The organism is Dactylosporangium sp. NPDC050688, from assembly GCF_040654515.1.
GTDB lineage: Bacteria > Actinomycetota > Actinomycetes > Mycobacteriales > Micromonosporaceae > Dactylosporangium.
The window spans coordinates 17981-44883 of the sequence record NZ_JBFAIC010000039.1; the positions used below are offsets into that span (position 1 = coordinate 17981).

Below are 26903 nucleotides of genomic sequence, written 5' to 3' on the forward strand. Positions count from 1 at the left end.
CGGCCGGTAAGGTAACGCTGACCTAAGTAAGGTTCGGCTAACCTGCGGAGCGCTCGAATGACCGCCATCTACCTGATCGGCCTGCGCGAAGGGCTCGAGATCACCCTGGTGGTTTCGATTCTCGTCGCGTTCCTGGTCAAGAGCGACCGCCGGCATCTGCTCAAGTTCGTCTGGGCCGGCGTCGCAATCGCGGTGCTGCTGTCCGTGGGCTTCGCCGCCCTGCTGGAGGCGGGCGCGGCGACGCTGAGCTTCGAGCATCAGGAGCTGTTCGAGGCGTGCGCCTCGTTCGCCGCCGTCGCCTTCGTCACCTGGATGATCTTCTGGATGCGCCGGATGGCCCGCCGGATCGCCGCCGAGCTGCGCGGCCGCCTCGAAGAGGCGATCCAGGTCGGCGCCTGGGCGATCGCCGGTATGGCGTTCCTCGCGGTGATCCGCGAAGGCCTGGAGACCTCGATCCTGTTCTACGCCGCGGCCCAGGGCACGAAGGACTCCGCCGAGCCACTCATCGGCATCAGCCTCGGTCTGCTCACCGCGGTCGTGCTCGGCTGGCTGCTCTACGCCAGCGCGGTGCGCATCAACCTGACCCGCTTCTTCACCTGGACCGGCGCGCTGCTGGTGCTCGTCGCCGCCGGGATCTTCAAGTACGGGGTGCACGACCTGCAGGAGAGCGGGGTCCTGCCGGGCATCAACACGCACGCGTACGACGTGACCGGGGCGCTGCCGCCGGACACCTGGTACGCCGAGCTGCTGCGCGGCATGTTCAACATCACGCCGCAGCCGACCGTGCTGGAGACCGTCGCCTGGCTCGGCTACGGGATCCCGGTCCTGATCCTGTTCCTGCTGCCGCTGCTGCGGCGCAAGACCCCGACGCCGGCGCCCTCCCAGCCGGTCAGCACGCCTGCCTGAGCCTGAGCACTCACCCCCCTTTCGTAGGAGAACCATGCGTACATCAGCCTTGATCGCGGTGAGCGCCGGCACGGTGGCCGCGCTGACCCTCGGTGGTTGCGGCGGCGACGGCGCCGGCGATGGCAAGCCCGCGGCGGCCGGCAACGGCAAGATCGCCGTGACCGCGACCGACACCGAGTGCAAGGTCGAGAAGACCGAGGTGGCGGCCGGGGCCGTGACGTTCGCCGTCAGCAACAAGGGCGCCAAGGTCACCGAGTTCTACGTGTACGCCTCCGGCGACCGGATCATGGGCGAGGTCGAGAACGTGGCGCCCGGCCTGAGCCGCGAGCTCATCGTCGAGCTGCCCGCCGGCACGTACGAGACGGCCTGCAAGCCCGGCATGATCGGCAAGGGCATCCGCGGCGGGTTCAAGGCCACCGGCGAGGCGAAGCCGCTCACCGACGACGCGAAGCTCGCCCAGGCGACGCAGGACTACCAGCGCTACGTGAAGAGCCAGACCGGCGCGCTGATCGACAAGACCACCGAGTTCGTCGACGCGGTCAAGGCCGGCGACATCGAGAAGGCCAAGACGCTCTTCCCGATCGCCCGCACGTACTGGGAGCGCATCGAGCCGGTCGCGGAGAGCTTCGGCGACCTCGACCCGGCCATCGACGCCCGCGAGGCGGACCTGGAGGCGGGCCAGGAGTGGACCGGCTTCCACAAGATCGAGAAGGACCTCTGGGTCGCCAAGGACGTCAGCAAGTCCGGGCCGACCGCCGACAAGCTGCTCGCCGACGTCAAGACGATCGTCGAGAAGGCCAACAGCGTGCAGCTGTCGCCGCTGAACCTGGCCAACGGGGCGAAGGAACTGCTCGACGAGGTCGCCACCGGCAAGATCACCGGCGAGGAGGACACCTTCTCCCACACCGACCTGTGGGACTTCGCGGCCAACCTCGAAGGCTCCCGCGCCGCGATCGCCGCGCTGCGCCCGGTGATCGAGGAGAAGGACGCCGCCCTGGCCAAGACCCTCGACGAGAAGTTCGCCGCGGCCCAGGCCGAGCTGGACAAGCACCGCAACGGCGACGGCTGGAAGTTCCACAACGAGCTGTCCGAGGGTGACCTCAAGGCCCTCGCCGACGCGATCAACGCGCTGGCCGAGCCGATCAGCAAGGTCGCCCCGCTGGTCGCCGGGAAGTAGGCGACCGGCACCGGCACCGGCATCGCACCCACGGAAGGGACGCACGATGGATCGACGCAAGATGCTCGGGCTCGCCGGTGCCGGCGCCGTCGGCGCCGCCGCCGCGGGTGTGGCCGGCGCGACGCTGATCGACGGCGCCACGCACCCGGCGCAGGCCGCGGACGCGGGTGCGGCGATCCCGTTCTACGGCGAGCACCAGGCGGGCATCGTCACCCCCGCCCAGGACCGCCTGCACTTCGTCGCCTTCGACGTCATCACCGACAAGAAGGCCGAGCTCGTCGAGCTGCTGGAGAAGTGGACCCACGCCGCCGCGCGGATGACGCAGGGCCGCGACGCCGGCAGCATCGGCGCGGTCAACGGCGCTCCCGAGGCCGCGCCCGACGACACGGGCGAGGCGATCGGCCTGCCACCGTCCGGCCTCACCCTCACCATCGGGTTCGGGCCGACGCTGTTTCGCACCGCCGAGGGCAAGGACCGCTTCGGCATCGCGGACCGCCGCCCCGTCGCCCTGGCCGACCTGCCACGCTTCGCCAAGGACGCGCTCAAGCCGGAGATCTCCGGCGGCGACATCTGCATCCAGGCGTGCGCGCACGACCCGCAGGTGGCCGTCCACGCGGTGCGCAACCTCGCCCGCATCGGCTTCGGCGTGGTCAGCGTCCGCTGGACGCAGCTGGGCTTCGGGCGCACCTCGTCGACGTCCCGCGACCAGGTGACCGCCCGCAACCTGTTCGGCTTCAAGGACGGCACCGCCAACCTGAAGGCCGAGGACACCCAGCTGCTCAAGGACCACCTGTGGGTGCAGCCGGGTGACGGCGCGGAGTGGATGGCGGGCGGCTCCTACCTCGTCACCCGCAAGATCCGTATGCTCATCGAGACCTGGGACCGCACCTCGCTCGGCGAGCAGGAGGCGATCATCGGCCGGGACAAGGGCGAGGGCGCGCCGCTGGGCGGCAAGGGCGAGTTCGACACGCCGCAGTTCGCCGCGACCGGCGCCGGCGGCGAGCCGCTCATCGCCGCGGACGCCCACGTGCGGCTGGCGCATCCGGACTCCAACGACGGGGCCCGGCTGCTGCGCCGCGGCTACAACTTCGTCGATGGCTCCGACGGGCTCGGCCGCCTCGACGCCGGGCTGTTCTTCATCGCCTACCAGCGTGATCCGCGGCGGCAGTTCGTGCCCGTGCAGACCCGCCTCGCGCGGCAGGACACGCTCAACGAGTACGTCCGCCACGTGTCAAGTGGTTTGTTCGCGTGCCCTCCGGGCATCCGTGCGGCCGACGACTACTGGGGTCGGGCACTATTCGCGTAGATTGACCGCATTCGAAGGCGTGTTTCTCGGATATTTCGGGCGCAAGTCAGCAAGATCTAATTTCACCATCTGTAACTTGGGAACTTCGGAACGTCCATTTCGATGTCCAAATGGTCAGGCAACAGTCCGCATAACGGGACAGTTACGAATCTCTACATCCTCTATGCAGGTAGCCCCTCGCGTCGTTTCCTTTAGGCACCACAACGCAGCCTGGTTGGCCCACGGTCGTGCCCGCGACCGCGGACTCCATCGTGGCCAGGGCTGTCGTTCCTGACTGGAGGAGACATGCGCACGAGATCGAAGGGGCTCACCGGCCTCATCGCGGTCGCGGCGGCTTCGCTGCTTACGTTGACCGCCTGCGGTGGCGGGAGTGAGAGCAACAAGGAGACGCCGACGTCCAACGCCGGCTTCGCCGACTGCGAGAAGAGCCCGAACACCTGCAACAGCGGCAACACCAAGCCGGGCGGCGAATACATCTTCGGCCTCGAGCAGAGCTTCACCAGCTGGAACATCACCACCGAAGAGGGCAACACGCTCGTCGCGTCGCAGGCCCTGTCCGGCATCATCCCCCAGGTCTTCAAGTCCGACCCGAGCGGCGAGCTCCAGCTCAACTCGGACCTGCTGACCTCGGCCGAGCTGACGAACCAGAACCCGCAGACGGTGGTCTACAAGATCAAGGCCGACGCGGTGTGGAGCGACGGCACGGGCATCAGCGCCGAGGACTTCATCTTCATGTGGAAGATGAACTCCGGCAAGAAGGAGCACTGCTCGGAGTGCACGCCGGCCAGCACCTCAGGCTGGGACCTGATCAAGAGCATCGTCGGCTCGGACAACGGCAAGACCGTGACGGTGACCTTCGAGGACGGCAAGACCTACGCCGACTGGAAGGGCCTGTACTCCACCGACGGCCTCTACCCGGCCCACCTCGCGACCAAGCAGGGCTTCGACCTGAACAAGCCGGAGGGCGTCAACAGCGCCTCGAACTGGTTCAGTGAGACCGTGCCCACCTGGTCCGGTGGCCCGCTGCTGATCGACACGTTCAACAAGGACCAGTCGCTGGTGCTCAAGAAGAACGACAAGTGGTACGGCAAGGTCAAGCCGTCGCTGGACAAGGTCGTCTTCAAGTTCATCATCGACCAGGGCAGTGTCATCCCGGCCCTGCGCAACAAGGAGATCACCGGCATGTCGCCGCAGCCGAACGCAGCGCTGGTGAACGGCGCGGCCGAGACCCCCGGCGTGATCTACCGCATCGGTCACGGGTACCAGTGGGAGCACCTGGACCTGAACCTGAAGAACAAGTACCTGGCCGACGTCGCGCTGCGCCAGGCGATCTTCACCGCGATCAACGTCAAGTCGGTCATCGACAAGACCTACGGTGTGTTCGACAAGGCCGCCAAGCCGCTGGGCAGCCACAACTTCTTCCCGGGTGACCCGAACTACAAGGACGTCGTGACCCCGACGGGCCAGGGCTCCGGTGACGTGGAGAAGGCCAAGAAGATCCTGACCGACGCCGGTTACAAGATCGAGGGTGGCAAGCTCCTCACGAAGACCGGCGAGGCCGTGCCGGCGATGCGCTTCCGCCACACCAAGGGCAACCAGCTGCGCGCCACCACCGCCGAGCTGGTCCAGGCCGCGCTGAAGAACATCGGCCTGGACATCAAGATCGAGGTCACCGAGACGCTGGGCAAGACGCTCTCGACCGCCGACTACGACATGATCATCTTCGCCTGGGTCGGCAGCCCGCTCTACCAGGGTTCGGCCGAGCAGAACTGGGTCACCGGCAATGGCGGCAACTACGGCAGCTACTCCAACCCCGACGTCGACAAGCTGACCAACGAGGGCGCCCGCTCGCTCGACCCGAAGAAGGCCGCCGACCTGATCAACCAGGCCAACGAGATCATGGCGAAGGAAGCCTACGTCCTTCCGCTGGCTCAGAAGCCCACGCTGACGTTCACGTACTCGGACTACGTCAACATCCGGGACAACGCCACGCAGTGGAGCCCGACCTACAACATCCAGGAGTGGGGCCAGAAAGCGGCCTGACGCACCGGATCGACGGGGACCCCGGACGCCGACCGGCGTCCGGGGTCTTCCCGCACCTGCGAACAGCGGAGGAAACTCATGATCGCCTATGCGGTGCGCCGGCTCCTGATCGGAATCCCGGTGCTCATCGCCGCCTCGATATTCGTGTTCGCCATCGCCTCGTTCTCGGGCAACCCGATCGACGACATGGAAGCGCGCAACCCACCGGTGCCGCTGGAGACCAGGCAGCTGGAGGCTCACCGGCTGGGCCTCGACAAGCCTCTGGTGGAGCGGTATGTCTCCTGGCTGGGCAACCTCGTCCTGCACGGCGACTTCGGCCAGTCCACCGAGAAGACCATCAACATCGGTGACCAGCTCGGTGACCGGCTCTGGGTCACCCTGCGGCTGGTCTTCGTCGCCATGCTCCTGGCCGTGATCCTGGCAGTGATCTCCGGCGTGCTGAGCGCCGTCAAGCAGTACAGCAAGATCGACTACGGCTTCACCTTCGTCGGCTTCCTCGCCCTGTCGATCCCGTCGTTCTGGCTGGCGCTGCTGCTCAAGGAGGCCGGCGTCGCGTACAACCAGAGCACCGGATCCCAGGTCTTCTACACGCTCGGAGACAAGGACTACAACCACGACACGTTCGACACGTGGGGCAAGATCACCGATATCGCGGGGCACATGGTCCTGCCCACGATCTCGCTGACGCTGATCACGTACGCGGCCTGGAGCCGGTACCAGCGCAGCGCGATGCTCGAGGTGCTCAACAGCGACTACGTGCGGCTGGCCCGCTCCAAGGGGCTGCGCCGCCGCCAGGTCATGGTCCGCCACGCGCTGCGGACCGCGCTGATCCCCCTCGCGACCATCACGGCCGTCGACATCGGCGGGATCTTCGGCGGCGCGGTGATCACCGAGACCGTCTTCAACTGGTCCGGCATGGGCACCTACCTGCTGGAGTCCGTCACCCGGCGGGACGTCAACTCGCTGCTCGGGTGGCTGCTCGTCTCCGGCCTCGTGGTGATCGTCTTCAACATCATCGCCGACCTCCTCTACGCCGTGCTGGACCCGAGGATCCGCTATGAGTAGCTCACTGGTCACCAAGGCCCCCGAGGCCACCCCTGTCCTGACCACGCGCCAGCGCAGCCAGCTCGAGCTGGTGCTGCGCCGCTTCCTGCGGCACCGGCTCGCCGTCGGCAGTCTCGTGCTGTTCCTGCTCATCGTGCTGTTCGCGTTCGTCGGCCCGCTGCTGTGGAAGTACGACTACGCCTACATCGACGGCCCCAGCTTCTCCCCGCCGTCGGCGCAGTACCCGCTCGGCACCGACCAGGCCGGCCACGACCTGCTCGGCCAGAGCATGCGCGGCACCCAGCAGTCACTGAAGATCTCGCTGCTCGTCGCGCTGATCGCCACCACCTTCGGCGCGCTGTGGGGCGCCGTCGCCGGCTTCTACCGCGGCTGGGCCGACGGCGTGCTCATGCGCCTCGCCGACGTGGTGCTCACGCTGCCCAGCATCGCGATCGCGGTGACCCTGTCGGTCAACCTCCAGGGCGGCGCCAGCTGGTGGGGGCTCGCCCTCGTGCTGTCGTTCCTGGCCTGGGCCGGCATCTCCCGGGTCGTCCGCGGCGTCGTGCTGTCGCTGCGGGAACAGGAGTTCGTCGAGGCGGCCAAGGCGATGGGCGCGAGCGACCTGCGCATCATCGTCCGGCACCTGCTGCCCAACGCGCTCGGCACGATCATCGTCGCGGCCACGGTGACGATCGCGACCACGATCCTCGCCGAGACGGCGCTGTCCTTCATCGGCTTCGGCGTGCAGCGCCCGGACACGTCCCTGGGCCTGCTCATCAACGACGCCAAGCTCTCCGTGCAGGACCAGCCGTGGCTGTTCTACTTCCCGGGCCTGTTCATCATCCTCATCGCGCTGACGGTCAACTTCATCGGTGACGGCCTGCGCGACGCGTTCGACCCCCGACAGACACTGGTGCGCCGATGACCTCCATCGAACTCAACAGCCGCCCCGCCGCGACCGACACCGTGCTGGAGGTCGACAACCTCAGCGTCTCGTTCCCCACCGAGGACGGCCTCGTCAAGGCGGTCCGGGGCGTGTCGTACGCGCTGCGGCGCGGCGAGACGCTCGGCATCGTCGGCGAGTCGGGCTCCGGCAAGTCGGTCACGTCGCTCGCGCTCATGGGCCTGCTGCCCACCTCCGCGAAGATCACCGGCTCGGCCCGTTTCCGCGGCGAGGAGCTGCTCGGCAAGAACGACCGTGAGATGAGCAAGATCCGCGGCAAGAACCTGGCGATGATCTTCCAGGACCCGCTGACGTCGCTGAACCCGGTCTACACCGTCGGCAAGCAGATCGCCGAGGCCGTCCTGGTGCACCACGACGTCAGCAAGCGCGCCGCCTGGGAACGCGCGGTCGACCTGCTCAAGGTCGTCGGCATCCCGTTCCCGGAGCAGCGGGTGAACAACTACCCGCACGAGATGTCCGGCGGCATGCGGCAACGGGTCGTGATCGCCATCGCGATGGCGAACAACCCCGAGGTCATGATCGCCGACGAGCCGACCACGGCGCTGGACGTCACCGTCCAGGCGCAGGTCCTGGAGGCGCTCGAGGCGGCCCGCACCGAGATCGGCGCCGCGCTGGTGCTCATCACCCACGACCTGGGGGTCATCGCCGGGCACGCCGACCGGGTCTGCGTCATGTACGCCGGCAAGCTGGTCGAGTCGGGCACCGTCGACGACATCTTCTACCGGCCGCGGATGCCCTACGCCCTCGGCCTGCTGGGCAGCCTGCCCCGCGTTGACGAGGGCCGCGACGCCCGGCTCACCCCGATCGTCGGGACGCCGCCGTCGCTGCTCAACCTGCCGCCCGGCTGCCCGTTCCGGCCCCGCTGCCCGCTCGCCCAGGACATCTGCGACGAGGTCGAGCCCGACCTGCTCGAGGTCGAGCCCGGCGGCCGGCACGCCGCGGCCTGCCACTTCAGCACGCAGCTCGTCGACACCCAGGCCACCGACGTCTTCGCGGTGACCTCCGTCGACGTGGACACCGAAGAGGTCGCGGTGGCCGACACGGCCCTGGCCGCCGACACCCCGGAGGACGCCGCATGACGACCGAACTCACGAAGCCGGCCGCGACCGGGACGGTCATCTCGGCGCGCAACCTGGTCAAGCACTTCCCGGTCCGCTCCCGGGGCATCCTGCGCCGGCGGATCGGCGAGGTGCACGCCGTGTGCGACGTCTCCTTCGACATCGGCGCCACCGAGACCCTCGGCCTGGTCGGCGAGTCGGGGTGCGGCAAGTCGACCACGGCCCGGCTGCTGCTCAACCTGATCCGCCCGACCAGCGGCGAGATCCACTACGCGGGCAAGGACCTCGCCAAGCTGTCCCGCGCGCAGATGCGGCCGCTGCGCCGCGACCTGCAGATCGTGTTCCAGGACCCGTTCGCCTCGCTCGACCCCCGCATGACGGTGTTCGAGATCATCGCTGAGCCGCTGCGGATCCACGGCCTGTTCTCCGACGGCGGCGCGGCCAAGGTCCGCGAGCTGATGTCGACCGTCGGGCTCAACGCCGAGCACGGCAACCGCTACCCGCACGAGTTCTCCGGCGGCCAGCGCCAGCGCATCGGCATCGCCCGCGCCCTGGCCCTGCGGCCGAAGGTGCTGGTCCTCGACGAGCCGGTGTCCGCGCTCGACGTCTCCATCCAGGCGGGCGTCATCAACCTGCTGGAGGACCTGCAGCGCGAGCTCGGGCTGTCCTACCTGTTCGTCTCCCACGACCTGTCCGTGGTCCGGCACATCGCGCACCGCGTCGCGGTCATGTACCTGGGCCGCATCGTGGAGACGGCCACGGTCGAGGACCTGTTCACGAAGGCGTCGCACCCGTACACGCAGGCGCTCATCTCGGCGATCCCGCTGCCCGACCCGCGCAAGGAACGGGTCCGGCAGCGCATCCTGCTCACCGGCGACGTGCCCAGCCCGGTCAACCCGCCGAGCGGCTGCCGGTTCCGGACCCGCTGCCCCAAGTTCGCCGACCAGCTCAGCGCCGAGGAACGCAAGCTGTGCACGGACGAGGTGCCCGCCCTGACCGACCGCGGCCAGGGCCACCGCAGTGCCTGCCACTACGCGGAGGCCGTCAAGCTCGTCTAGGACGCGCCCCGCTCCGGCCCCGGTCTGCGCGAACAGGCCGGGGCCGCGGCGTGCGCCGCTCTGCGGCGTGCCGGCCGCTTTCCGCGCTTTTCCGCGGCGTGTGCTTGCTGCGGCGGGCCGCTTTTTCCGTGGTGCGGTCAGTACGGCACGGCGGGGCGCAGCGGGTGGGGCTTCGGGGCCTGCTCGAACGGGCCGACGAGCTGCGGGCCGGCCGCGCCGGGCAGGCCCGGCCACACGCTCGCCGACGCCGCCCGGGCCTTGACCAGCTGGACGCTCGCCCGGCGGTTGCGCTCGGCGATCACCGCCGCCAGGTATGCCCAGCCGGGGGCGTCCGGCGGCGGCGGGGGAGTCGTGCACAGGGCGACCTCGCGGGCCAGCGCGCGGCCCAGGGCGGTGCGGGACGGTTCGGTGATCTCGCGGTTGCGGGCCAGGAAGTGCCGCACGGCGAGCGCCAGGCTGTCGTCCAGGCCGGTCAGGTCGAGCCGGGCCGCCCAGCCGCGAAGCGGCGGCGGCATCGCCGGGACCCAGCCCCAGCTGGCGGGGGTCCGCTCGTGGATGACGATGGTGCCGGCGGCCCAGTCGCCGAGGCGCTTGCCGCTGCGGCCGACGAGCATCGTGCCGAGGCTCGCGACCCAGGTGACCACGGGCAGCAGCAGGCCGGGCCACTCCAGGGTCATGCCGACCAGGGCGCGGGTGAAGGCCTGACGGAAGCGCACGGGCCCGCCGTCGTCGCGGACCACGCGCAGCCCCATCGCGGCCTTGCCGGGGGTGCGCCCGCGCAGGACGGTCTCGAAGAACACCGGGTAGCCCAGCGCCGTGGTGGCCAGGATGACCGTGAAGATCGCCTGGCCGAGGCCGTCGTCGAACAGCCCGGCGGCGCTGCTCACCAGGCGGAGCAGCGCCGCCACGACGAACAGCACGATGAAGAGCACGGCCTGACCGAAGGCGTCGATGATGAGGGCGAGCACCCGCGAGCCGAGCCGGGCGACGCGCACGTCGAGCTCGACCGCCTCCCCGCTGACCAGGCGGTCTCCGGGGCTCTCCGGGGCGGTGGCGACGCTCATGGGCAACAGTGTGCAACAGCGGCGCCGCAACGGTGGCCCGCGCGGGGTGCCGGGGCCGTCTACGCTGCCGTCGTGGACCTGGACGCATACGTGGCGGAGCATGCGGCCGAGTGGCGGCGGCTGGACCAGCTGGCCCGCCGCCGGCGGGTGACCGCCGCGGAGGCCGACGAGCTGGTCGCGCTCTACCAGCGCGCCGCCACGCACCTGTCGGTCGTGCGCAGCCGCTCGCCCGACCCGGCGCTGGTCGCCCGGCTGTCCCGGCTGGTCCTCGCGGCCCGCAACGCGATCACGGGCACGCCCGCGTTCTCCTGGCGGCGGGTGGGGCACTTCTTCACGGCCGGGTTCCCGCTCGCCGTCTACCGGGCGTGGCCGTGGTGGTCGGCCGTCGCCACGACGTTCAGCCTCGTCGCGTTCGGCATCATGGGGTACGTGGTGGCCCACCCCGAGGTCGCCGACCTGTTCATGGACGACGCCACGATCACCAGGATGGTCCAGAGCGACTTCGTCGGCTACTACAGCCAGTTCGCGTCGCAGAACCAGACGCTGCGCGTGTGGACCAACAACGCGGTGCTGACCGCGGAGTGCCTCGCCGGCGGCGTGCTGATCCTGCCGGTGCTGGTCGTGCTGTTCTCCAACGCGGTCAACATCGGGCTGACCGGCGGCGTGATGATCGCCTACGGGCGCGGCGACGTCTTCTTCGGCATGATCATGCCGCACGGCCTGCTGGAGCTGACCGCGGTCTTCGTCGGCGCCGGCGTCGGGCTGCGCATCGGCTGGGCCTGGATCGCGCCCGGCCCGCTGCGCACCCGCGGCCGCGCGCTCGTCGAGGCGGCCCGCGAGGGCATGCTGGTCGCGCTCGGCCTGGTGGTGGTGCTGCTGGTCAGCGGCGTCCTGGAGGGCTTCCTCACCCCGTCGGCCCTGCCGATGCTGGTCAAGGACGTCATCGGGGCCCTGGTCTGGCTGGCGTTCCTCGCGTACGTGGTGATCCTCGGCCGCGCGGCACACCTGGAAGGCGTGTCGACGGACCTGCCGGAGGAGCTGACCGAGGCGCCGGTGCCGGCGGCCTGACGGTCACAGCCGGCCGGTGGCCTTGAGCGCCAGGTAGTGGTCGGTGACCCGGGACGCGAACACGTCCGCCGGGGCGTCGACCACCTCGACGCCGTGGCGGCGCAGCGCGGCGCTGACCCGCTCCCGCTCCGCGAGGGTCCGCTGCGCGGCCGCCGCGGTGTACACGTCCTCCGGGCCGGCGTCCGGCCGCACCTGGGCCATCCGGCTCAGCTCGGGGTCGTGCACCGCGGCCACGACGACCTTGTGCCGGGCGGCCAGCTGCGGCAGGACCGGCAGCAGCCCGTCGCCGAGCGCGCCCGGCTCCAGCGCGGTGAACAGCACCACCAGGGCCCGCTTGCGCTCCCGGCGCAGGACCTCGCCGGCGACCAGGCCGAAGTCCGTCTCGACCAGCGCCGGCTGCAGCGGGGCCATCGCGGTGACGAGCCGCCACAGCAGGGTGCTCTTGTCGACGTTGGTCACCGACGCGCGGACCGCGGTGTCGACGGCGAGCAGGTCGACCCGGTCGTCGGCGCGGGCGGCGACGGAGGCGAGCAGCAGCGCGGCGTCCATCGCCGCGTCCAGGCGCGGCTCGTCGCCGATGCGCGCCGCCGAGGTCCGGCCGGTGTCCAGGACGCAGACGAGCCGCCGGTCGCGCTCCGGCCGCCAGGTGCGCACCACCACGTCGGAGCGGCGGGCGCTGCCGCGCCAGTCGATGGAGCGCACGTCGTCGCCGATGACGTACTCGCGCAGCGTGTCGAACTCGGTGCCCTGGCCGCGGCCGCGGGTCACCACGGAGCCGTCCAGCACGCGCAGCCGGGCGACCTTCTCCGGCAGGATCCGCCGGGATGCGAACGCCGGGTACACCCGCACCAGCCACGGCGGGGTCATGGCGTCCGCGGCCCGCCGGGTGGTCTGCCGGTACGCGAGGCGCATCGGGCCGTAGGAGCGCAGCGTGACCCGGACCGCCGGCCGGTCGCCCCGCCGCGTCGGGGTCAGCGTGGTGGTCAGCCGGACCGAGCGACCCGGCTCGATCCGCACGTCCTGCTCGGCCGGGTACGCGCCGGCGGAGGGCACCCACGCGTCGCGGACCCGCCCGGTGAACGGCCGGTCGGCGCCGTTGCGGACGGTCAGCTCGACGCTGCCCGTGTCGCCGAGCCACAGCGACCGCTGCCCGGAGCGGGTCAGGGCCAGCGCCTTCGGCGGGACCGCGGCGAGGACGTCCACGACGCAGGCGGCGGCGACCGCGACGAGCAGCACCCCCGCGCCGAGCCACAGCCACTCCGCGCCGGCCCGGTCGCCGAGGGCGACACCGGCGAGCGCGAGCAGCAGCGCGCCGGCGGCGACGGCCGCGGCCGGGCGCCAGGTGATCACGCGGGCACCCCGTCGCCCGCGGCCGCGTTTTGGCGTGGTGCGGGCCGGTGCGGTGCGCGACGGCTTGTCATCGCGGGGTCGGCACGGTGGCCAGGACGGAGTCGAGCACCGTGTCGGCGGTGACACCCTCCAGCTCCGCCTCGGCCCGCAGCCGCACCCGGTGCCGCAGCGTCGGGCGGGCGAGGGCCTTCACGTCGTCGGGTGTGACGTACTCCCGGCCGGTCAGCCACGCCCACGCCTTGGCCGCGGCGAGCAGCGCCGTCGCGCCGCGCGGCGACGCGCCCAGCTCCAGCGACGGCGATCTGCGGGTGGCCCGGCACAGGTCGACCATGTACGCGAGCACGCCGTCGGCGACCGCGACCCGCTGCACGGCGGCGCGGGCGGCGGCCAGGTCGGCCGCGGTCGCGACCGCGCGCACCCCGGCGTCGTGCAGCCGGCGCGGGTCGAAGCCCTGGTGGTGGGCGCGCAGCACGCCGAGCTCCTCGTCGCGGGTCGGCAACGGCACGGTCAGCTTCAGCAGGAACCGGTCCAGCTGCGCCTCCGGCAGCGGGTAGGTGCCCTCGTACTCGATCGGGTTCTGCGTCGCGGCGACCAGGAACGGGTCCGGCAGCGGGCGGGCCCTGCCCTCGACCGAGACCTGGCGCTCCTCCATGACCTCCAGCAGCGACGCCTGGGTCTTCGGCGGGGTCCGGTTGATCTCGTCGGCGAGCAGCAGGTTGGTGAAGACCGGCCCCTCGCGGAACTCGAACTCGGCGGTGCGGGCGTCGAAGACCAGCGAGCCGGTGACGTCGCCGGGCATCAGGTCCGGGGTGAACTGCACCCGCTTCGTGTCCAGGTCCAGCGCCGCGGCGATGGTGCGCACCAGCAGCGTCTTCGCCACGCCCGGCACCCCCTCCAGCAGCACGTGCCCGCGGGCGAGGAGGGCGATCACCATGCCGGACACGACGGCGTCCTGGCCGACGACGACCTTGCCGACCTCGGCGCGCAACCGGCCGAGGGCCGCGCGGGCGTGCTGCGGGTCGCCGACCGGCTCGGGCGCCGGCTTGGCCAGCGGGACAGCGGTGTCGGTCACCGTCGGGCTCCTTCTGAGAGGTCGGGTTGTTCGGTGGTGACGGCCTCGACCAGGGCCTCCAGCCGGACGGCTGCGGTGACCAGCGAGTCGTCGTCCTGCGGCGGTGCGCCGAAGAGCGTGTCCATGACCACGTGCGGCGGCCAGCCGCTCGACGCGGCGACCGCGGCCACGACCGTCTCCCGGCTGGTGCCGGGCTCCAGCCGCAGCAGCCGCGCCATCCTGCCCAGCGCGGCGGCCCGCAGCGTCGTCAGGGACTCCTCACGGGCCCTGGCCCGCTGGTAGAGCCGGCCGCGACCGGTGACCGTCTCGCCGGCGCGGACCACGACGGGCAGCGGCTCCACGACCGGCCCGCCCATCCGCCGGGCCCGGGCGAGGGCGTACAGCAGGAAGACGACGGCGAGCAACGCGGCGATCACGTAGGTCCAGGCCGGGAACGCCTCCCACAGCGGGTTCGGCGGCTCGCCGGCCGCCCGGCCGCCGTCGGCCTCGCCCGACGGGGAGCCGGCCGGACCGCTGCGTCCGGCGCTGCCGGCACCGCCGCCGGGGACGGTGGCGGTGGGCCCGGTGGTCGCGGTGGGCCGTGCGGGGGTCGGCCCGGCCGTGGGGTCGGGCCGCTGCGTCGGGGCGCCGAGGCCCGGGTCCCGCTCCGGCTCCGGCGGCGCCTCACGGTGGTGCAGGTCGACCCAGACCAGTCGCGGCCTGGCGGTCAGCAGGCCCACGGCGAGCCGGGCGTTGCCGTGCTCGCCGATCCGGTCGTTGCGGAACGGGTCGGCCGAGCCGACGATCGCCATCGTGGTCCAGCCGCGGCTGAACACCACGAGCGAGTCGTCGTAGCAGCGGGCGAGCTGCCGCTCGACGCCCGCGTCGACCGGGCCGTACCGGGTCCGGCGCACCCCGGCCGGGCCGGCGTCGGCGGCGGGCCCGTAGTCGCAGCCCGGTGCGCTGACCCCGCTGGCGTACCCCCGGCTGCTGCGCCTGATGGGCAGCTGGCCGCGCAGCAGGGTCTGCCGGCTCGGCTCGACGACCACGACCCGGGTCGAGGCGGGCAGCAGCGCCAGCCGCCGCAGGTACTCGGGGTGCACGAACTGCGGGGTGGTGAGCAGGATCGTGACGTCGCCGCGGTGCTCGGGGCGGAAGGCATCGGCGGTGCCGCCCACCCGGGAGATCGTGACCCCGGCGTCGCGCACGGCGCCGGCGAGGGAGGCGGCGCCGATGCCGGCCGTGCTCACCGGTGACAGGTACGCGGGGTCGTCCTCGTCGGGCTGCTCCCACTGGTACAGCACCAGGCCCGTCAGTAGGACCAGCAGGACCGCGACGGGTGGCACCGCCAGCCGCAGCCAGCGCCGGGAGCGGGTCTTCCTCATGCGCCGACCTCCGCCGCGTACTGCCGCATCAGGGTGTCGTGCTCGGCGGTGGCGGGCAGCTGGCCGTACCAGATGTCGGAGAAGACCCCGGCCGCGCCGCGCAACGGGGACTCGACCGCCGGCGCCACGGCCGCCGCGGCGTGCGCCACCTCGGTGACCGTCATGCCGGGCAGGATCTCCACCGTGCGCCGGTCGGCCAGGCCGCGCACGATCGCCCGGAGCCGCTCGCGGACCGCCTCGGCGTAGCGGCCCTCCGCGGCGAGCCGGTCCGCCAGCGTGAGGAACACCTGCGCGGGCAGGTCGGGCAGCTCGTCGCCGGACGACGGCTCCAGATCCTCCCCGGTCACCTCGACCGGCCCGGGCGCATCCTTCTTCGCGCCTTTCCCACGCCGGCGCAGCCGCGGGAAGCGGGATGGGACCCAGCGTGGATAGCAGTAATGCAGGATCCCGCCGACGACCGACAGCAGCAACAGGCTGAACACCAGCAGCGGCAGCCCGATCGTGTCGTCGAGCAGCTGCAGGAGCTCGGCCCAGCGGCGCGTCACTGCCGCACCGAGCCGAGCAGGACGGTGTGCGCCAGGTCGACGGGGCGGCCGAGCCGGCGGGCGCGGCCGACCGCCACGTCCAGGCCCTCGACACGCATCCGGGTCTCCAGGTAGAGCACCGCGTCGAGGCAGGCGAGCGCGGCGTAGACGACCGTGTTGGCCAGGACCCACACGGTGATGGTGACGACCCGGCTGAGCAGCGCGTCGCTCGGCAGCACGGTCTGCAGCAGCGTGCCGGTGCCCCAGCCGATGGCCACCCGGATCGCCGCCCAGCCGCCGTAGCCGCCCAGCCGGACCGCCACCCCGCGCAGCCCCACCGAGGCGAGGCTGAGCGAGCGGGCCAGCGCGGCGCCGGGGCCGACCCGGTCGACCACCAGCGCGGGCGCGGCCAGGCCGATTGCGCCGAAGCACCAGAACCAGGGCAGCGCCACGATCGCGCTCGGCAGCAGGATCAGGCCGACGACCAGCGCCAGCGCCAGCAGCGCCGGGGCCCGCCGGCCCCACTGGCGCAGCAGGTCGCGGGCCGGCACCGGCGTACTGAGCAGGGCGGGCGCGGCGGCGGCGCCGGTCAGCCCGCCGAGCAGCGCCAGCACGACGCCCTCGGTGGTCAGCCCGATGCAGAAGACCAGCCACCACAGCCCGCCGTCGTCGCTGGTGAACAGGTCCGTCGTGCCGTCGACGCCGGCGGCGGCGCGCAGCGGGTACAGGACCGCCTGCTCGCATGCGGCCAGCACGAACGCGGCGATCAGGAGCAATCGGGCATTGATCCGCAGCAGCTGCACCGCCGCGTCGAGCAACTCACCGAACGTGAGCGGACGCAGTGGGATGACGGGGCTGGACTGCTCCACGCGGACACCGTAGTCGGCGGGTGCGAATGCGGTGGTCCGCCCTACCGGAAAGCCGGAAACTGACCAAGATCGGGCGTCGGGTTCCCACCTTCGGGCGTGGAGGTGAAATATTGGACCGCATGAGAGCCCGTGTCCTGGTGGTCGACGACGACCCCGCCCTTGCCGAGATGCTCGGCATCGTCCTGCGCAGCGAAGGCTTCCTCCCGTCCTTCGTCGCGGACGGTGAGCGTGCACTCGGTGCGTTCCGGGACAGCCGGCCCGACATCGTCCTGCTCGACCTGATGCTGCCGGGCATGAGCGGCATCGACGTGTGCAGGTCCATCCGCGCCGAGTCCGGCGTGCCGATCGTGATGCTCACCGCCAAGAGCGACACGGTCGACGTGGTGCTCGGCCTGGAGTCCGGTGCCGACGACTACGTGATGAAGCCGTTCAAGCCCAAGGAGCTGGTCGCCCGCATGCGGGCCCGGCTGCGCCGCGGTGAGGACGTCGCGCCCGAGCTGCTGACCATCGGCCCGCCCGGCAACCAGATCACCATCGACGTGCCGGCGCACACCGTCATGCGCGACGGCGAGGAGGTCAAGCTCACCCCGCTCGAGTTCGACCTGCTGGTGGCCCTGGCTCGCAAGCCGCGCCAGGTGTTCACCCGGGAGGTGCTGCTCGAGCAGGTCTGGGGCTACCGGCACGCCGCCGACACCCGCCTGGTCAACGTGCACGTGCAGCGGTTGCGCGCGAAGATCGAGCCCGATCCGGAGAAGCCGGAGATCATTCTCACCGTGCGTGGCGTGGGCTACAAGGCCGGCACGGGCTGATCCGAGGACAGGGTTCCACCGTGCTGCGTATCGACCCGATCATCGTGCAGGTCCGCCGCTTCCGCCGTTTCCGGCCGAGGCGGCTGGTCCCGCTCGCGGCCAGCCGCCGGCTGCGGCGCTACTACGCGGCGGCGCGGCGGCAGTGGCGGCGGTCGCTGCAGTTCCGGGTCGTGGGCATCACGCTGCTGCTCTCGGCGATCCTGGTGTCGGCGTTCGGCTACACGGTCGCGTACATGATCAGCCAGGGCGTGCTGCGCACCCAGGTCGACACGTCGAAGGAGCGGATCCTGCGCGGCGCCCGGGAGGCCGCCAAGCAGCTGGAGGGCTACACCCAGGCCGACGACCCGGGCCTGCCCGGCAAGATGCGGGTCGTCGCGACGGACCTGTCCAGCTCGATGGACGTGCCCGACTCCGAGGTGATCATCCTGCGGCGCAACTCGCCGCTGGCGGCCGCCTCGCCCGACACCGGCGCGGCCGCGGTGATGCAGCAGGCCCCGATGCGCAAGCTGCGCGAGTCGGTCGTCGGCAGCCGCCTCGGCACGTATCAGCAGATCGAGACCCTCGACGTCGGCCAGGGACCGACCCGGTTCCTGGTCATGGGCACCCCGATCGTCACCGGCGGCGAGCCCCTGGAGCTGTACTACCTGCTGCCGTTGGAGGCCGAGAACGCGCTGGTCGAGTTCGTCGCGCTGGTGGTGACCGTCACCGGCATCGCGCTCGTGGCGTTGCTGGCGCTGATCGCGGCCACCATGACCCGGCTCGTGGTCAAACCGGTCCGGGTCGCCGCCCGCACCGCGCAGCGGCTCTCCGCCGGCCTGCTCGACCAGCGCATGCAGGTCAAGGGCGAGGACGACCTGGCCCGCCTGGCGGCCGCGTTCAACCAGATGGCGGCCAACCTGCAGCGGCAGATCGTCCGGCTGGAGGAGATGTCACGCCTGCAGCGGCGCTTCACCTCCGACGTGTCGCACGAGCTGCGCACGCCGCTGACCACCGTACGGATGGCCGCGGACCTGCTGTTCGCCTCCCGTGACGACTTCGACCCGGCCGCGGCGCGCAGCGCGGAGCTGCTGCAGGCCGAGCTGGACCGGTTCGAGGACCTGCTCACCGACCTGCTGGAGATCAGCCGGTTCGACGCCGGGTTCGCCGCCTTGGACGCCGAGCCGACCGACCTCGTGCCGATCGTGCGGCGGGTGGCGGAGCGGCTGGAGTCGCTCGCCGAGCGCTGCGGCGTGCCGTTGCGCGTGGACGCCCCCGAGGACGGCGCGATCGCCGAGGTCGACCCGCGGCGCGTCGAGCGGGTGCTGCGCAACCTGCTCGGCAACGCCATCGAGCACGGCGAGGGCAAGCCCGTGGTGGTGACCCTGGCCATCGACGAGGCCGCGGTGGCGGTGACCGTGCGCGACCGCGGGGTCGGCCTCAAGACCGGCGAGGAGAAGCTCGTGTTCAACCGCTTCTGGCGGGCGGACCCGTCCCGGGCCCGGCAGACCGGCGGCACCGGGCTCGGCCTGTCCATCAGCCTCGAGGACGCCCGGCTGCACGGCGGCTGGCTGGAGGCGTGGGGCGCGCCCGGCAAGGGCGCCCAGTTCCGGCTGACCCTGCCGGTGCGCTCCGGCGACCGGCTGGTCTCCTCGCCGCTGCGGCTGGTCCCCGACGACGCCCGCGCCGACGAGGCCGCGCTGATCGGGGAGACCCCATGACCGGCCCGGAGCGCAGCGGAGGGCTGGGCATCATGGGCGCAGTTCGAAGGTCAGGGCGGCGCCGGAGCGTAGCGGAGGTGACGTCATGACCGGCCCGGAGCGCAGCGGAGGGCTGGTCATCATGGGCGCAGTTTCGTGGTCAGGGCGGCGCCGGAGCGTAGCGGAGGTGACGTCATGACCGGCCCGGGGCGTAGCGGAGGGCTGGTCATCGTGGGCGTGACCCGGCTGCGGCGGCTCACTGCGGCGCTGGCCGTCACCGCTCTGCTGCTCGGCGGCTGTGGCCTGCCCGACCGCACCGACCCGAAGTACGTCGGCCCGGCGGCGACGCCCAACCCGGCCCAGGACCGCGCCCAGGACCCGCCGAACCCGCAGGGCGTCAACAACCTGTCGGACCTCGTCGTGCGGTACCTCTCGACGTCCGTCGGCGGCAACGTCACCAGCCCCGACCAGCCGGACGCGGTCTCCGAGACCCAGGCCCGCATGAAGACCTTCATGACGGAGACGGCGCGGGCGCAGTGGTCGCCCGGGCCGCAGGCACCCCTGATCGTGGTCCAGGCGAAGTTCGAGAAGCTCGAGCGGGAGCCAGGCACCAACCGCAGCAGCCTCGCGGTCGAGTTCACCCCGATCGGCCAGCTCGACCGTGACGGCCGGCTCGTGCTGGCCCAGCTCGACGACACCTTCGAGCGCAACTTCGTGTTCGAGGGCGAGGAGAGCAACGGCGAGGTGCGGCTGTCCAAGGTGCCCGACAACATGCTGCTCAGCGTCGGCGGGCTCAATGAGTGGTACCAGCCGCAGCCCATCTACTTCTGGGAGGCGGACGTCGAGGCGCCGAAGCTGGTGCCCGACCTGCGGTACATGCCGCGGGTGCTGCCGGCGTCGAAGCGGATCAGCGAGGTCATGCTGTGGCTTGTCGACGGCCCGTCCTCGTGGCTGGCCCCGGTCGTGGACAAGCTGCCGTCGGACATCGAGACGAAGGACAACCCGACGCTGCAGCCCGACGGCAACGTCGTGGTGAACCTCAGCTCGAAGGCGCGGGCCAAGAGCCCGGAGGACCTGCGCAAGCTGTCGAGCCAGATCCGCTGGTCGATGGAAGGGCACCCGCCCGTCACGCTGTCGTACGAGAACGCCAAGGACACCACCAACGTCTCCGAGGGCTACGAGAGCGACAACGCCGCGGTCGTGCCGGGCGAGCCCGACCAGGACAAGTTCGTCGTCGTCGACGGGGTGGTCCGCCCGTCCGACATCCCGGTCGGCGGCCCGCCGCAGCTGTTCCAGCCCGGACCACCGTTCAACACCAACGTCGTCTCGGCCACGATCAACCGCGATCACACGAGGGCGGCGCTGGTCCGCAGGGTGGCGAACGGCCGGCAGCAGCTGGTCGTCAGCGCCGCCGACCCGTCGGCCGAGCCGCGGTACGTCGACAGCACCGTGCCCCTGAGCGCCGCGCTGAGCCGGCCCGCCTGGATCAACCGGCCGGCGCCGCGGTTTTTGGTCGCCGACGGTAGCCGGCTGTGGTCCGTCACGCCCCCGGCGAAGGCCGGCGAGGCGGCGAAGGCCGACATCGTGCCCGGCCCCAACGACGCGACCGTCACCGCCGTGTCGGCGTTCTCCGTGTCGCCCGACGGGCGCCGCATCGCGCTCATCGTCAACGGCAAGGCGATGATCGCCCCGGTGCGGATCGAGAACGGCCGGCTGCGGCTCGGCGAGCAGCGCCAGGTGCCGAACAGTCTCGGCGACAACCAGGCCATCGGGTGGATCAGCGAGACCACGCTCGCGATCGGCGGCAAGCCCAACCCGGACGAGGCGCTGCTGCCCGACGCCAGCTACTCGCTGATCTCGACGAGCATCGACGGCACGGGCGAGGCCCCGCTGCCGCTGCGCAAGCCGAGCGACACCAGCACCTACATCATCAGCCAGCTGTCGGCGCGGACCAACGATCCGACCGACTCGCCGCAGCAGGTGCTGGTCCTGTTCGAGGCCAACCAGGAGGCGCGGGCCGTGTTCGCCGACGACACGGGCGAGATCAAGCTGAGCAGCGCCGGCCCGGCGGTGGCGCCGTCAGCGGGCCAGCCGCCGACCGGGAAGCCGACGTCGCCCTTCTACGCGGACTGAGCTGCGCCGTGCTCGCGGATCTGCTGGACCTGGTGCTGCCGGCCACCTGCGCGGGTTGCGACGAGCCCGCGCGGGGGCCGCTGTGCGAGCCGTGCCGGGTGGCGCTCGCGGCCGCCAAGCCGGGCCGGACGCGGCCGGTGCCCGAGCCGCCGGGGCTGCCGCCGGTGTACGCCCTCGCGGCGTACGCGGGCTCGGTGCGGCGGATGCTCATCCAGTACAAGGAACGCAACCGCCACGAGCTGACTCCGGCGCTCGGTGGGCTCCTGGCCAGGGTGGTGCTCACGGCCGTCACCGCACCTGGCGGAACGGCGGCGCCCGGCTCCTCAGGGGCCTTTCAGGCGGCGGCCGGGTTCGGTGGGGCGGTGACGCTGGTGCCGGTGCCCGCCACGGCGGCCGCGGCGCGGCGGCGCTTCGGGGACCACATCGACCGGATCGCGCAGGAGGCGGCCGCGGCGCTGCGGCGGCGGGGCGTCGACGCCCGGGTCGTAGGACTGCTGCGGGCGCTGCCGAAGCGGGAGGACTCGGCCGAGCTGTCGGCGGCCGAGCGGGCCAGGGCGGCCGGGGCGGCGTTCACGGTGCGCGGGCGGCGCTTGGCGCCCGGCAACACCGCGGCGCCCGGCCGGCCCGCGTCAGGCGTCACCGGCGCGTCCGGACGAGCCGCATCAGGCGACCTCTCGACCGGCCGGCCCGCGCCGGGCGTTGCGTCCTTGTCCGCGGCGGGCGCTCCGGGCGCTCCGGGCATGCCCGGCGGCGGCTCCTTGTCCTCCCGGGCGGCCGCCGGCGCGCACGGACGGGGCGCGGGCGGCAGTGGCCTCCGGGGCACCGTCGTCCTGGTCGACGACATCATCACCACCGGATCGACGCTCGCCGCTTCCGCCGCCCGGCTCGCCGCAGCCGGAATCCGCGTCGACCGCGTCGCCGTTCTGGCCGCTACGCAGCGTGCCACGTAGCATGCGCTGTTCGTGGCGATATGAGCGGAACGTTACTTTGAGCGCTACTCGGGGTAATCCGCGAGGAGGGTTTCAGAAGTTGAACACAGAGTTCTTGTGAACCGGGGGTGACTAGTGGCTGTCCTCGGTTTAACGTCGAGAGACGAGCTGACCGAGACCTGTCCGGTCAGCCTCAGCCGGCGTTCGCGAACCGCCGGTTCGGAAGGGAGGAAGCTGCCCCATCCGTTTCGGTCGCGTGCCGCGTGGGCTCAGCCTCTGGGGAGGCGCGCTCCGGCCGAGCAGTCGACACAAACAACCCGAACCCAAACCCGTTGCATCAGCTAGACCCGTGGGGGAGGCCAGGAGTGGACATCGTCGTCAAGGGCCGCAACGTCGAGGTGCCCGACCATTACCGGCAGCACGTCGCAGACAAGCTGCAGAAGGTCGAGCGATACGACCACAAGCTCATCCGCGTCGACGTCGAGTTGTTTCACGAGCGCAATCCGCGCCAATCCGATCACTGCCAGCGTGTGGAGATCACGTGTGTCTCCCGCGGACCGGTGATCCGGGCGGAGGCTTGTGCCGCCGACTTCTATAGCGCGCTGGACGCCGCGATCACCAAATTGGACAGCAGACTGAGCCGGGCCGCCGACCGGCGGCGCGTCCATCGGGGGCGGCACGCGCCGGTCTCCGTCGCCGCGGCGACCGCGTCGCTGGCGTTTACGCCGCCCGAGCGGGCGGGCGTCGCCGCCGTGGGTGGCCGTGAGGACCAGATCGATGCCGACGGGTTCGACCTGATCGATGAGCAGGACGACCAGCCGTGGCACATCGTGCGGGAGAAGGAGCACCCGGGCGAGCCGATGACCGTGGACGACGCACTGTTCCACATGGAGCTGCTGGGCCACGACTTCTACCTGTTCAACGACAAGGAGTCGGGCCGGCCCAGCGTCGTGTACCGGCGCAAGGCGTACGACTACGGGGTCATGAGCCTCGGCACGTGAGCCGGTGCGGCGGGCCGGTGCCGCGCCGGCCCGCCGCACGCACTCCGACCTACAGGTCGCGGGCCAGCACCGCCGTGTCCGGGTAGTCGGCGAAGACGCCGTCGAGCCCGGCCGCCAGGAAGGTCCTGATCTCCGCGATCACGTCGCCCCACGCGTCGGGGTCGGTCCCCCTGCGCAGGTTCAGCGGCAGGAACTGGTTCTCGTTGCGGAAGGTCCACGCGTGCACCCGCAGCCCGCGCGCGTGCGCGTCGCCGATGAGCGCGGTCGGCTGGAGCAGGTTGCCCGCCGGGTCCCGGGCGATGACCAGGTTCTTGGTGGCGCCGACGCCGTCGGCGAAGGTCTTGAGCCAGTCCAGGCCGGCCGGCTTGGCCAGGTCCGCCCAGGTGCGCGGGTCGCCGGTGCTGCGCAGGTCGAACGGGGCGCCGGCCGCGTCCAGCAGGACCACCGACGGGGTGTCCACCAGGCCGCGCAGCTTCTTGATGCTGGTCGGTTCGAAGGACTGCAGGAAGGCCGCCGCGTCGCGCCCGGCCAGGCCGTTGCGCTTGAGCACCCGCGCCAGCAGCGGCTCCAGGGCCAGCCCGATCGACGCGAAGTACGTGGGGTGCTTCGTCTCCGGGTACACGCCGATGCGGCGCCCGGCGGCCCGCCCGGCGGACTTCGCCAGGTCGATGACCTCCTGCAGGGCCGGGATCTGGAAGTACCCGTCGTAGATCGTGTTGTGCGTGCGGACCGCGGGCAGCCGCTCGACCGCGCGCAGGGTCTTGAGCTCGGCCAGGGTGAAGTCCTCCGTGAACCACCCGGTGACGGCGACCCCGTCGATGGTCTTCGTGGTCCGGCGGGCCGCGAACTGCGGCTTGGACACCACGTCGGTGGTCCCGGAGATCTCGTTCTCGTGCCGGGCGACGAGCTGGCCGTCCTTCGTGGGCACGAGGTCGGGCTCGATGAAGTCCGCGCCCATGGCGATCGCCAGGCGGTACGCGGCCAGGGTGTGCTCGGGCCGGTGCCCGCTCGCCCCGCGGTGGCCGATGACCAGCGGCCGGGACGGGTTCGGAGGCTTGCCGGGGTGGGCGGCTGCCGGGCTGACGAGGGCCTGTGGGAGGACCGCGGCCCCGGCGGCCACTCCCATGCCCGAGATCACTGCACGTCGACGCATGCGCCCGATGCTCGCGGGCGCACGGCAACACCCGATGACGCCTAGGTGGCCGCCGGGCGCAGCTTGGCGAACTGAACGTTGTCGATCCGGGTGCCGTCCGGCCCGGGCAGCCGCTCGCGCTGCAGGCCCTCCCGGTGGTAGCCGGCGGCCTCCAGCACCCGCTGGGACGCGATGTTGTCCGGCGCGGTGCCGGCGATCATGCGCGCCATGCCGATCTCGAACCCCCAGGCGGTGACGAGGCGGGCGGCGCGGGCCGCGTACCCCTTGCCGCGAGCGGCCGGGGTGAGGCTGTACCCGATCATCGCCTCGCGCAGCGCCGGCTCCGCGTAGTACAACGCGATCTCGCCGAGGTAGCTGCCGTCGGCCGCGTCGCGGATGGACATCTCGGCGCGCTGCCCGGCGAGCCACTTCGACACCGACTCCGCGCACTGCCGCGTGATGACGGCGGGGTCCACCGGGGTGCCGACGACCGAGCGGCCGCTCACGTCCGGGAGGCTGCGCATCTGGTACGTGTCGGGCCCGTCCTCCTCGACGATCGGGCGCAGCGTGACGACGCCGTCGGCGAGCGAGCCGCCGGGCAGGTCGGGCAGCACCCGGACGCTCGGGCCGCTGGGGTCGGCCGCGGTCCGGGCCCACACGACCGTGTCCTGCCAGCCGCCGTCGCGGGCCCTGGTCGAGCCGCGCGCGATGCCCTCCCGGACAAAGCCGCCGGCGACCGCGACGCGCTGGCTCGCCCCGTTGGTCAGTGCGGTCACCAGGTACAGCCGCTGCAGGCCGGACTCGAACAGCATGGTGGCGAACTGGTCGAGCGCGGCCGAGGCGACCCCCTGGCGGCGGGCCCACGGCGCGACCCAGTAGCCGACCTCGGCGGTGCCGTCGCCGCGCGGGGTCGAGCCGACGCTGCCCAGCACGCGGTCGGTCCGGGGGTCGGCGACCGCGAAGTCCTCGGGCCTGCGCCGGAAGAACTCCAGAGCGTCGTCGCGGGTGTACGGCTGCGGCAGGAACGGCAGGTAATGGGCGATGACCGGGTCGCCGCACGCCTCGGCGACGGCGTCGGCGTCGTCGTCCCGGAACGGCCTGAGCGTGACCTTCACCGCAGGTCCTGCTTGAGCAGGGTCGCCACCCAGCCGTCGAGCCGGACGCCGCGTTGCTCGCAGCTGTCGCGCTGCACCCCTTCGACCACGAAACCCACTTTCTCGGCCACCCTTCTCGATCCGAAGTTGCCCACGTGCGCCCGCCAGACGATCCGGCCCAGGCCCAGCCGGTCGAACCCGAAGCCGCAGATCGCCCGCGCGGCGTCGGTCATGAACCCCTTGCCCCTGATCCAGGGCGCGGAGGAGAAGCCCAGCTCGGCCGTCACCGGGTCGGTCGGGTTGATCCGCAGGTCGATCGTGCCGGCGAACCGGTCGTCGGGGTCCGCGAGCACGAAGCCGACCCCGGTGCCGCGCAGCCAGCCGGCCTCGTACCGGTGATGGATGAAGTCCAGGGCGTGCTCCGGGCCGTAGTCCAGCGGGACCGACGTCCACTGGACGGTCTCCGGGTCGCGGAACGTGTCCACCAGGTCGTCCAGGTCGCTCTCCCGCGCCATCCGCAGCGTGCCCGGCCCAGCGGGCAGGCGGGTCGGCGGGTTGCCGAACGTGTGGGCGCGCAGGGCGCCCGGCCCGCCCGGGGCCACCCACGGCGGGGGCGTGTCGCAGACCTCGCCGGGCAGCAGCACCCCGTGCCAGCCGTCGACGAAGCCGCCCTCCTTGGCCGGCAGCAGCGAGCGCACCACGCCGTCGAACGTGAAGCCGATCCGCTCGGCGCTGAGCTTCGAGGCGTGGTTGCCGACCTCCGCCCGCCAGACCAGCCGGATGAGGCCGAGGACCTCGAACGCCCAGTGCGCGACGGCCCGCCCGGCCCGCTCCGCGACCCGCCGCCCGCGGGCCCACGGGGCCACCCAGGTGCCCAGCTCGGCGTGCTTGTTGCGCAGGTCGAGGGTGACCAGGCCGGCGGAGGCGAGCAGTTCACCCGTGCGGGCGTCGAACACCCCGAGCGGGGCGGACGTCTCGTTGACCCATGCGGTCCGGGACATCTCCCGCACGTAGGCGACCGCCTGTTCGCGCAGGTAGGGCACCGGGACCATGGTCCAGCGCTGGATCAGGGGATCCTGGCAGGCGCGGAAGACGTCTTCGGCGTCGTCCTCCTGCCAGGCGCGCAGGACGAGCCCGTCGCCGGTGGTGAGTTCGATCGGCTCCATGTCCGCCGATCCTGCCCCAAATGTGCCCGCCGTCGGCGGATATTTCTTCGCTACCTGGAGGTGATTTATACCATTTTGTACCCTCGTGTCCGTACA

Annotated in this window: 23 protein-coding genes; 14 read left to right on the plus strand and 9 right to left on the minus strand. The window is 71.9% G+C overall.

Going from position 1 to position 26903, the window contains the following annotated elements; all coding sequences use genetic code 11:
* The first annotated feature begins 57 nt into the window (after nucleotides 1–57).
* The 8 genes from efeU (at nucleotide 58) to AB0H83_RS30935 (ending at nucleotide 9556) form a co-directional block, all read left to right on the plus strand.
* The gene (gene efeU, locus AB0H83_RS30900) at nucleotides 58–906 is read left to right on the plus strand and encodes an iron uptake transporter permease EfeU (RefSeq protein ID WP_360100964.1); all 849 of its coding nucleotides are present in this window, start codon (nucleotides 58–60) and stop codon (nucleotides 904–906) included.
* A gap of 34 nt (nucleotides 907–940) precedes the next feature.
* Nucleotides 941–2083 carry an iron uptake system protein EfeO gene (gene efeO, locus AB0H83_RS30905; RefSeq protein ID WP_360100967.1) on the plus strand — a complete coding sequence of 381 codons (1143 nt, stop codon included), beginning with the start codon at nucleotides 941–943 and terminating at the stop codon, nucleotides 2081–2083.
* A gap of 46 nt (nucleotides 2084–2129) precedes the next feature.
* Nucleotides 2130–3389, plus strand: coding sequence for an iron uptake transporter deferrochelatase/peroxidase subunit (gene efeB, locus AB0H83_RS30910; protein ID WP_360100970.1), 1260 nt, complete (start codon nucleotides 2130–2132; stop codon nucleotides 3387–3389).
* Nucleotides 3390–3674: 285 nt separating this feature from the next.
* Complete coding sequence (locus AB0H83_RS30915; protein WP_360100973.1) at nucleotides 3675–5432, plus strand: ABC transporter family substrate-binding protein; 1758 nt, start codon at nucleotides 3675–3677, stop codon at nucleotides 5430–5432.
* A gap of 78 nt (nucleotides 5433–5510) precedes the next feature.
* A complete protein-coding gene (locus AB0H83_RS30920; protein ID WP_360100976.1) occupies nucleotides 5511–6497 on the plus strand; it encodes an ABC transporter permease in 987 nt (328 codons plus the stop codon).
* Nucleotides 6490–7401 carry an ABC transporter permease gene (locus AB0H83_RS30925; protein WP_360100979.1) on the plus strand — a complete coding sequence of 304 codons (912 nt, stop codon included), beginning with the start codon at nucleotides 6490–6492 and terminating at the stop codon, nucleotides 7399–7401. The genes AB0H83_RS30920 and AB0H83_RS30925 overlap by 8 nt, the downstream gene beginning before the upstream one ends.
* The gene (locus AB0H83_RS30930; RefSeq protein WP_360100982.1) at nucleotides 7398–8519 is read left to right on the plus strand and encodes an ABC transporter ATP-binding protein; all 1122 of its coding nucleotides are present in this window, start codon (nucleotides 7398–7400) and stop codon (nucleotides 8517–8519) included. Before AB0H83_RS30925 ends, AB0H83_RS30930 begins: the two co-directional genes overlap by 4 nt.
* A complete protein-coding gene (locus AB0H83_RS30935) occupies nucleotides 8516–9556 on the plus strand; it encodes an oligopeptide/dipeptide ABC transporter ATP-binding protein (protein ID WP_360100985.1) in 1041 nt (346 codons plus the stop codon). Before AB0H83_RS30930 ends, AB0H83_RS30935 begins: the two co-directional genes overlap by 4 nt.
* A 137-nt stretch (nucleotides 9557–9693) precedes the next feature.
* Here AB0H83_RS30935 and AB0H83_RS30940 read toward each other — a convergent pair whose 3' ends face one another.
* Nucleotides 9694–10620 (minus strand): RDD family protein, encoded by a 927-nt coding sequence (locus AB0H83_RS30940; protein WP_360100988.1) that lies wholly within the window; start codon nucleotides 10618–10620, stop codon nucleotides 9694–9696.
* A gap of 72 nt (nucleotides 10621–10692) precedes the next feature.
* Here AB0H83_RS30940 and AB0H83_RS30945 point away from each other — a divergent pair, with 72 nt between their 5' ends.
* Nucleotides 10693–11688, plus strand: a complete 996-nt coding sequence (locus AB0H83_RS30945) for a stage II sporulation protein M (RefSeq protein WP_360100991.1) — start codon at nucleotides 10693–10695, stop codon at nucleotides 11686–11688.
* A 3-nt stretch (nucleotides 11689–11691) separates the two neighbouring features.
* Here the strand turns inward: AB0H83_RS30945 and AB0H83_RS30950 are convergent, their stop codons facing one another.
* The 5 genes from AB0H83_RS30950 to AB0H83_RS30970 all read right to left on the minus strand — a co-directional run bounded on the left by AB0H83_RS30950 (nucleotide 11692) and on the right by AB0H83_RS30970 (nucleotide 16867).
* Complete coding sequence (locus tag AB0H83_RS30950; RefSeq protein WP_360101199.1) at nucleotides 11692–13035, minus strand: DUF58 domain-containing protein; 1344 nt, start codon at nucleotides 13033–13035, stop codon at nucleotides 11692–11694.
* A 70-nt stretch (nucleotides 13036–13105) separates the two neighbouring features.
* A complete protein-coding gene (locus AB0H83_RS30955; RefSeq protein ID WP_360101202.1) occupies nucleotides 13106–14089 on the minus strand; it encodes an AAA family ATPase in 984 nt (327 codons plus the stop codon).
* A gap of 17 nt (nucleotides 14090–14106) precedes the next feature.
* Nucleotides 14107–15474, minus strand: a complete 1368-nt coding sequence (locus AB0H83_RS30960; protein WP_360100994.1) for a DUF4350 domain-containing protein — start codon at nucleotides 15472–15474, stop codon at nucleotides 14107–14109.
* Nucleotides 15471–16019 (minus strand): DUF4129 domain-containing protein, encoded by a 549-nt coding sequence (locus tag AB0H83_RS30965; RefSeq protein WP_360100997.1) that lies wholly within the window; start codon nucleotides 16017–16019, stop codon nucleotides 15471–15473. The genes AB0H83_RS30960 and AB0H83_RS30965 overlap by 4 nt, the downstream gene beginning before the upstream one ends.
* Complete coding sequence (locus AB0H83_RS30970) at nucleotides 16016–16867, minus strand: hypothetical protein (RefSeq protein ID WP_360101000.1); 852 nt, start codon at nucleotides 16865–16867, stop codon at nucleotides 16016–16018. Before AB0H83_RS30970 ends, AB0H83_RS30965 begins: the two co-directional genes overlap by 4 nt.
* Before the next feature lie 119 nt (nucleotides 16868–16986).
* On the opposite strand from AB0H83_RS30970, the gene mtrA reads away from it, so the two are divergent.
* From mtrA to raiA, 5 genes are all read left to right on the plus strand, one after another.
* Entirely contained in the window at nucleotides 16987–17676 is a 690-nt protein-coding gene (gene mtrA, locus AB0H83_RS30975; RefSeq protein WP_033364613.1) for an MtrAB system response regulator MtrA, read from the plus strand.
* Between the two features lie 83 nt (nucleotides 17677–17759).
* Nucleotides 17760–19373, plus strand: a complete 1614-nt coding sequence (gene mtrB, locus AB0H83_RS30980) for an MtrAB system histidine kinase MtrB (RefSeq protein WP_360101205.1) — start codon at nucleotides 17760–17762, stop codon at nucleotides 19371–19373.
* Nucleotides 19374–19547: 174 nt separating this feature from the next.
* Entirely contained in the window at nucleotides 19548–21485 is a 1938-nt protein-coding gene (locus AB0H83_RS30985) for an LpqB family beta-propeller domain-containing protein (protein ID WP_360101004.1), read from the plus strand.
* An 8-nt stretch (nucleotides 21486–21493) separates the two neighbouring features.
* On the plus strand, nucleotides 21494–22435 hold the full coding sequence (locus AB0H83_RS30990; RefSeq protein WP_360101007.1) for a hypothetical protein: 942 nt from the start codon (nucleotides 21494–21496) through the stop codon (nucleotides 22433–22435).
* A gap of 344 nt (nucleotides 22436–22779) precedes the next feature.
* The gene (gene raiA / locus AB0H83_RS30995; RefSeq protein ID WP_360101010.1) at nucleotides 22780–23415 is read left to right on the plus strand and encodes a ribosome-associated translation inhibitor RaiA; all 636 of its coding nucleotides are present in this window, start codon (nucleotides 22780–22782) and stop codon (nucleotides 23413–23415) included.
* Nucleotides 23416–23464: 49 nt separating this feature from the next.
* On the opposite strand, the gene AB0H83_RS31000 is transcribed toward raiA, so the two are convergent.
* Genes AB0H83_RS31000 through AB0H83_RS31010 form a run of 3 tightly spaced genes read right to left on the minus strand, consistent with a single transcriptional unit; the run spans nucleotide 23465 to nucleotide 26807 of the window.
* Nucleotides 23465–24568 (minus strand): glycerophosphodiester phosphodiesterase, encoded by a 1104-nt coding sequence (locus AB0H83_RS31000; RefSeq protein ID WP_360101013.1) that lies wholly within the window; start codon nucleotides 24566–24568, stop codon nucleotides 23465–23467.
* A gap of 41 nt (nucleotides 24569–24609) precedes the next feature.
* Nucleotides 24610–25662, minus strand: coding sequence for a GNAT family N-acetyltransferase (locus AB0H83_RS31005; RefSeq protein ID WP_360101016.1), 1053 nt, complete (start codon nucleotides 25660–25662; stop codon nucleotides 24610–24612).
* Nucleotides 25659–26807, minus strand: a complete 1149-nt coding sequence (locus tag AB0H83_RS31010; protein WP_360101019.1) for a GNAT family N-acetyltransferase — start codon at nucleotides 26805–26807, stop codon at nucleotides 25659–25661. The genes AB0H83_RS31005 and AB0H83_RS31010 overlap by 4 nt, the downstream gene beginning before the upstream one ends.
* Nucleotides 26808–26903: the final 96 nt, after the last annotated feature.

What these genes read in the sequence shown, in the direction of transcription:
- efeU (WP_360100964.1), top strand. Translation starts at nt 58, where the DNA reads ATGACCGCCATCTACCTGATCGGCCTGCGCGAAGGGCTCGAGATCACC.
- efeO (WP_360100967.1), top strand. Translation starts at nt 941, where the DNA reads ATGCGTACATCAGCCTTGATCGCGGTGAGCGCCGGCACGGTGGCCGCG.
- efeB (WP_360100970.1), top strand. Translation starts at nt 2,130, where the DNA reads ATGGATCGACGCAAGATGCTCGGGCTCGCCGGTGCCGGCGCCGTCGGC.
- AB0H83_RS30915 (WP_360100973.1), top strand. Translation starts at nt 3,675, where the DNA reads ATGCGCACGAGATCGAAGGGGCTCACCGGCCTCATCGCGGTCGCGGCG.
- AB0H83_RS30920 (WP_360100976.1), top strand. Translation starts at nt 5,511, where the DNA reads ATGATCGCCTATGCGGTGCGCCGGCTCCTGATCGGAATCCCGGTGCTC.
- AB0H83_RS30925 (WP_360100979.1), top strand. Translation starts at nt 6,490, where the DNA reads ATGAGTAGCTCACTGGTCACCAAGGCCCCCGAGGCCACCCCTGTCCTG.
- AB0H83_RS30930 (WP_360100982.1), top strand. Translation starts at nt 7,398, where the DNA reads ATGACCTCCATCGAACTCAACAGCCGCCCCGCCGCGACCGACACCGTG.
- AB0H83_RS30935 (WP_360100985.1), top strand. Translation starts at nt 8,516, where the DNA reads ATGACGACCGAACTCACGAAGCCGGCCGCGACCGGGACGGTCATCTCG.
- AB0H83_RS30940 (WP_360100988.1), bottom strand. Translation starts at nt 10,620, where the DNA reads ATGAGCGTCGCCACCGCCCCGGAGAGCCCCGGAGACCGCCTGGTCAGC.
- AB0H83_RS30960 (WP_360100994.1), bottom strand. Translation starts at nt 15,474, where the DNA reads ATGAGGAAGACCCGCTCCCGGCGCTGGCTGCGGCTGGCGGTGCCACCC.
- mtrA (WP_033364613.1), top strand. Translation starts at nt 16,987, where the DNA reads ATGAGAGCCCGTGTCCTGGTGGTCGACGACGACCCCGCCCTTGCCGAG.
- AB0H83_RS30985 (WP_360101004.1), top strand. Translation starts at nt 19,548, where the DNA reads ATGACCGGCCCGGGGCGTAGCGGAGGGCTGGTCATCGTGGGCGTGACC.
- AB0H83_RS31000 (WP_360101013.1), bottom strand. Translation starts at nt 24,568, where the DNA reads ATGCGTCGACGTGCAGTGATCTCGGGCATGGGAGTGGCCGCCGGGGCC.
- AB0H83_RS31010 (WP_360101019.1), bottom strand. Translation starts at nt 26,807, where the DNA reads ATGGAGCCGATCGAACTCACCACCGGCGACGGGCTCGTCCTGCGCGCC.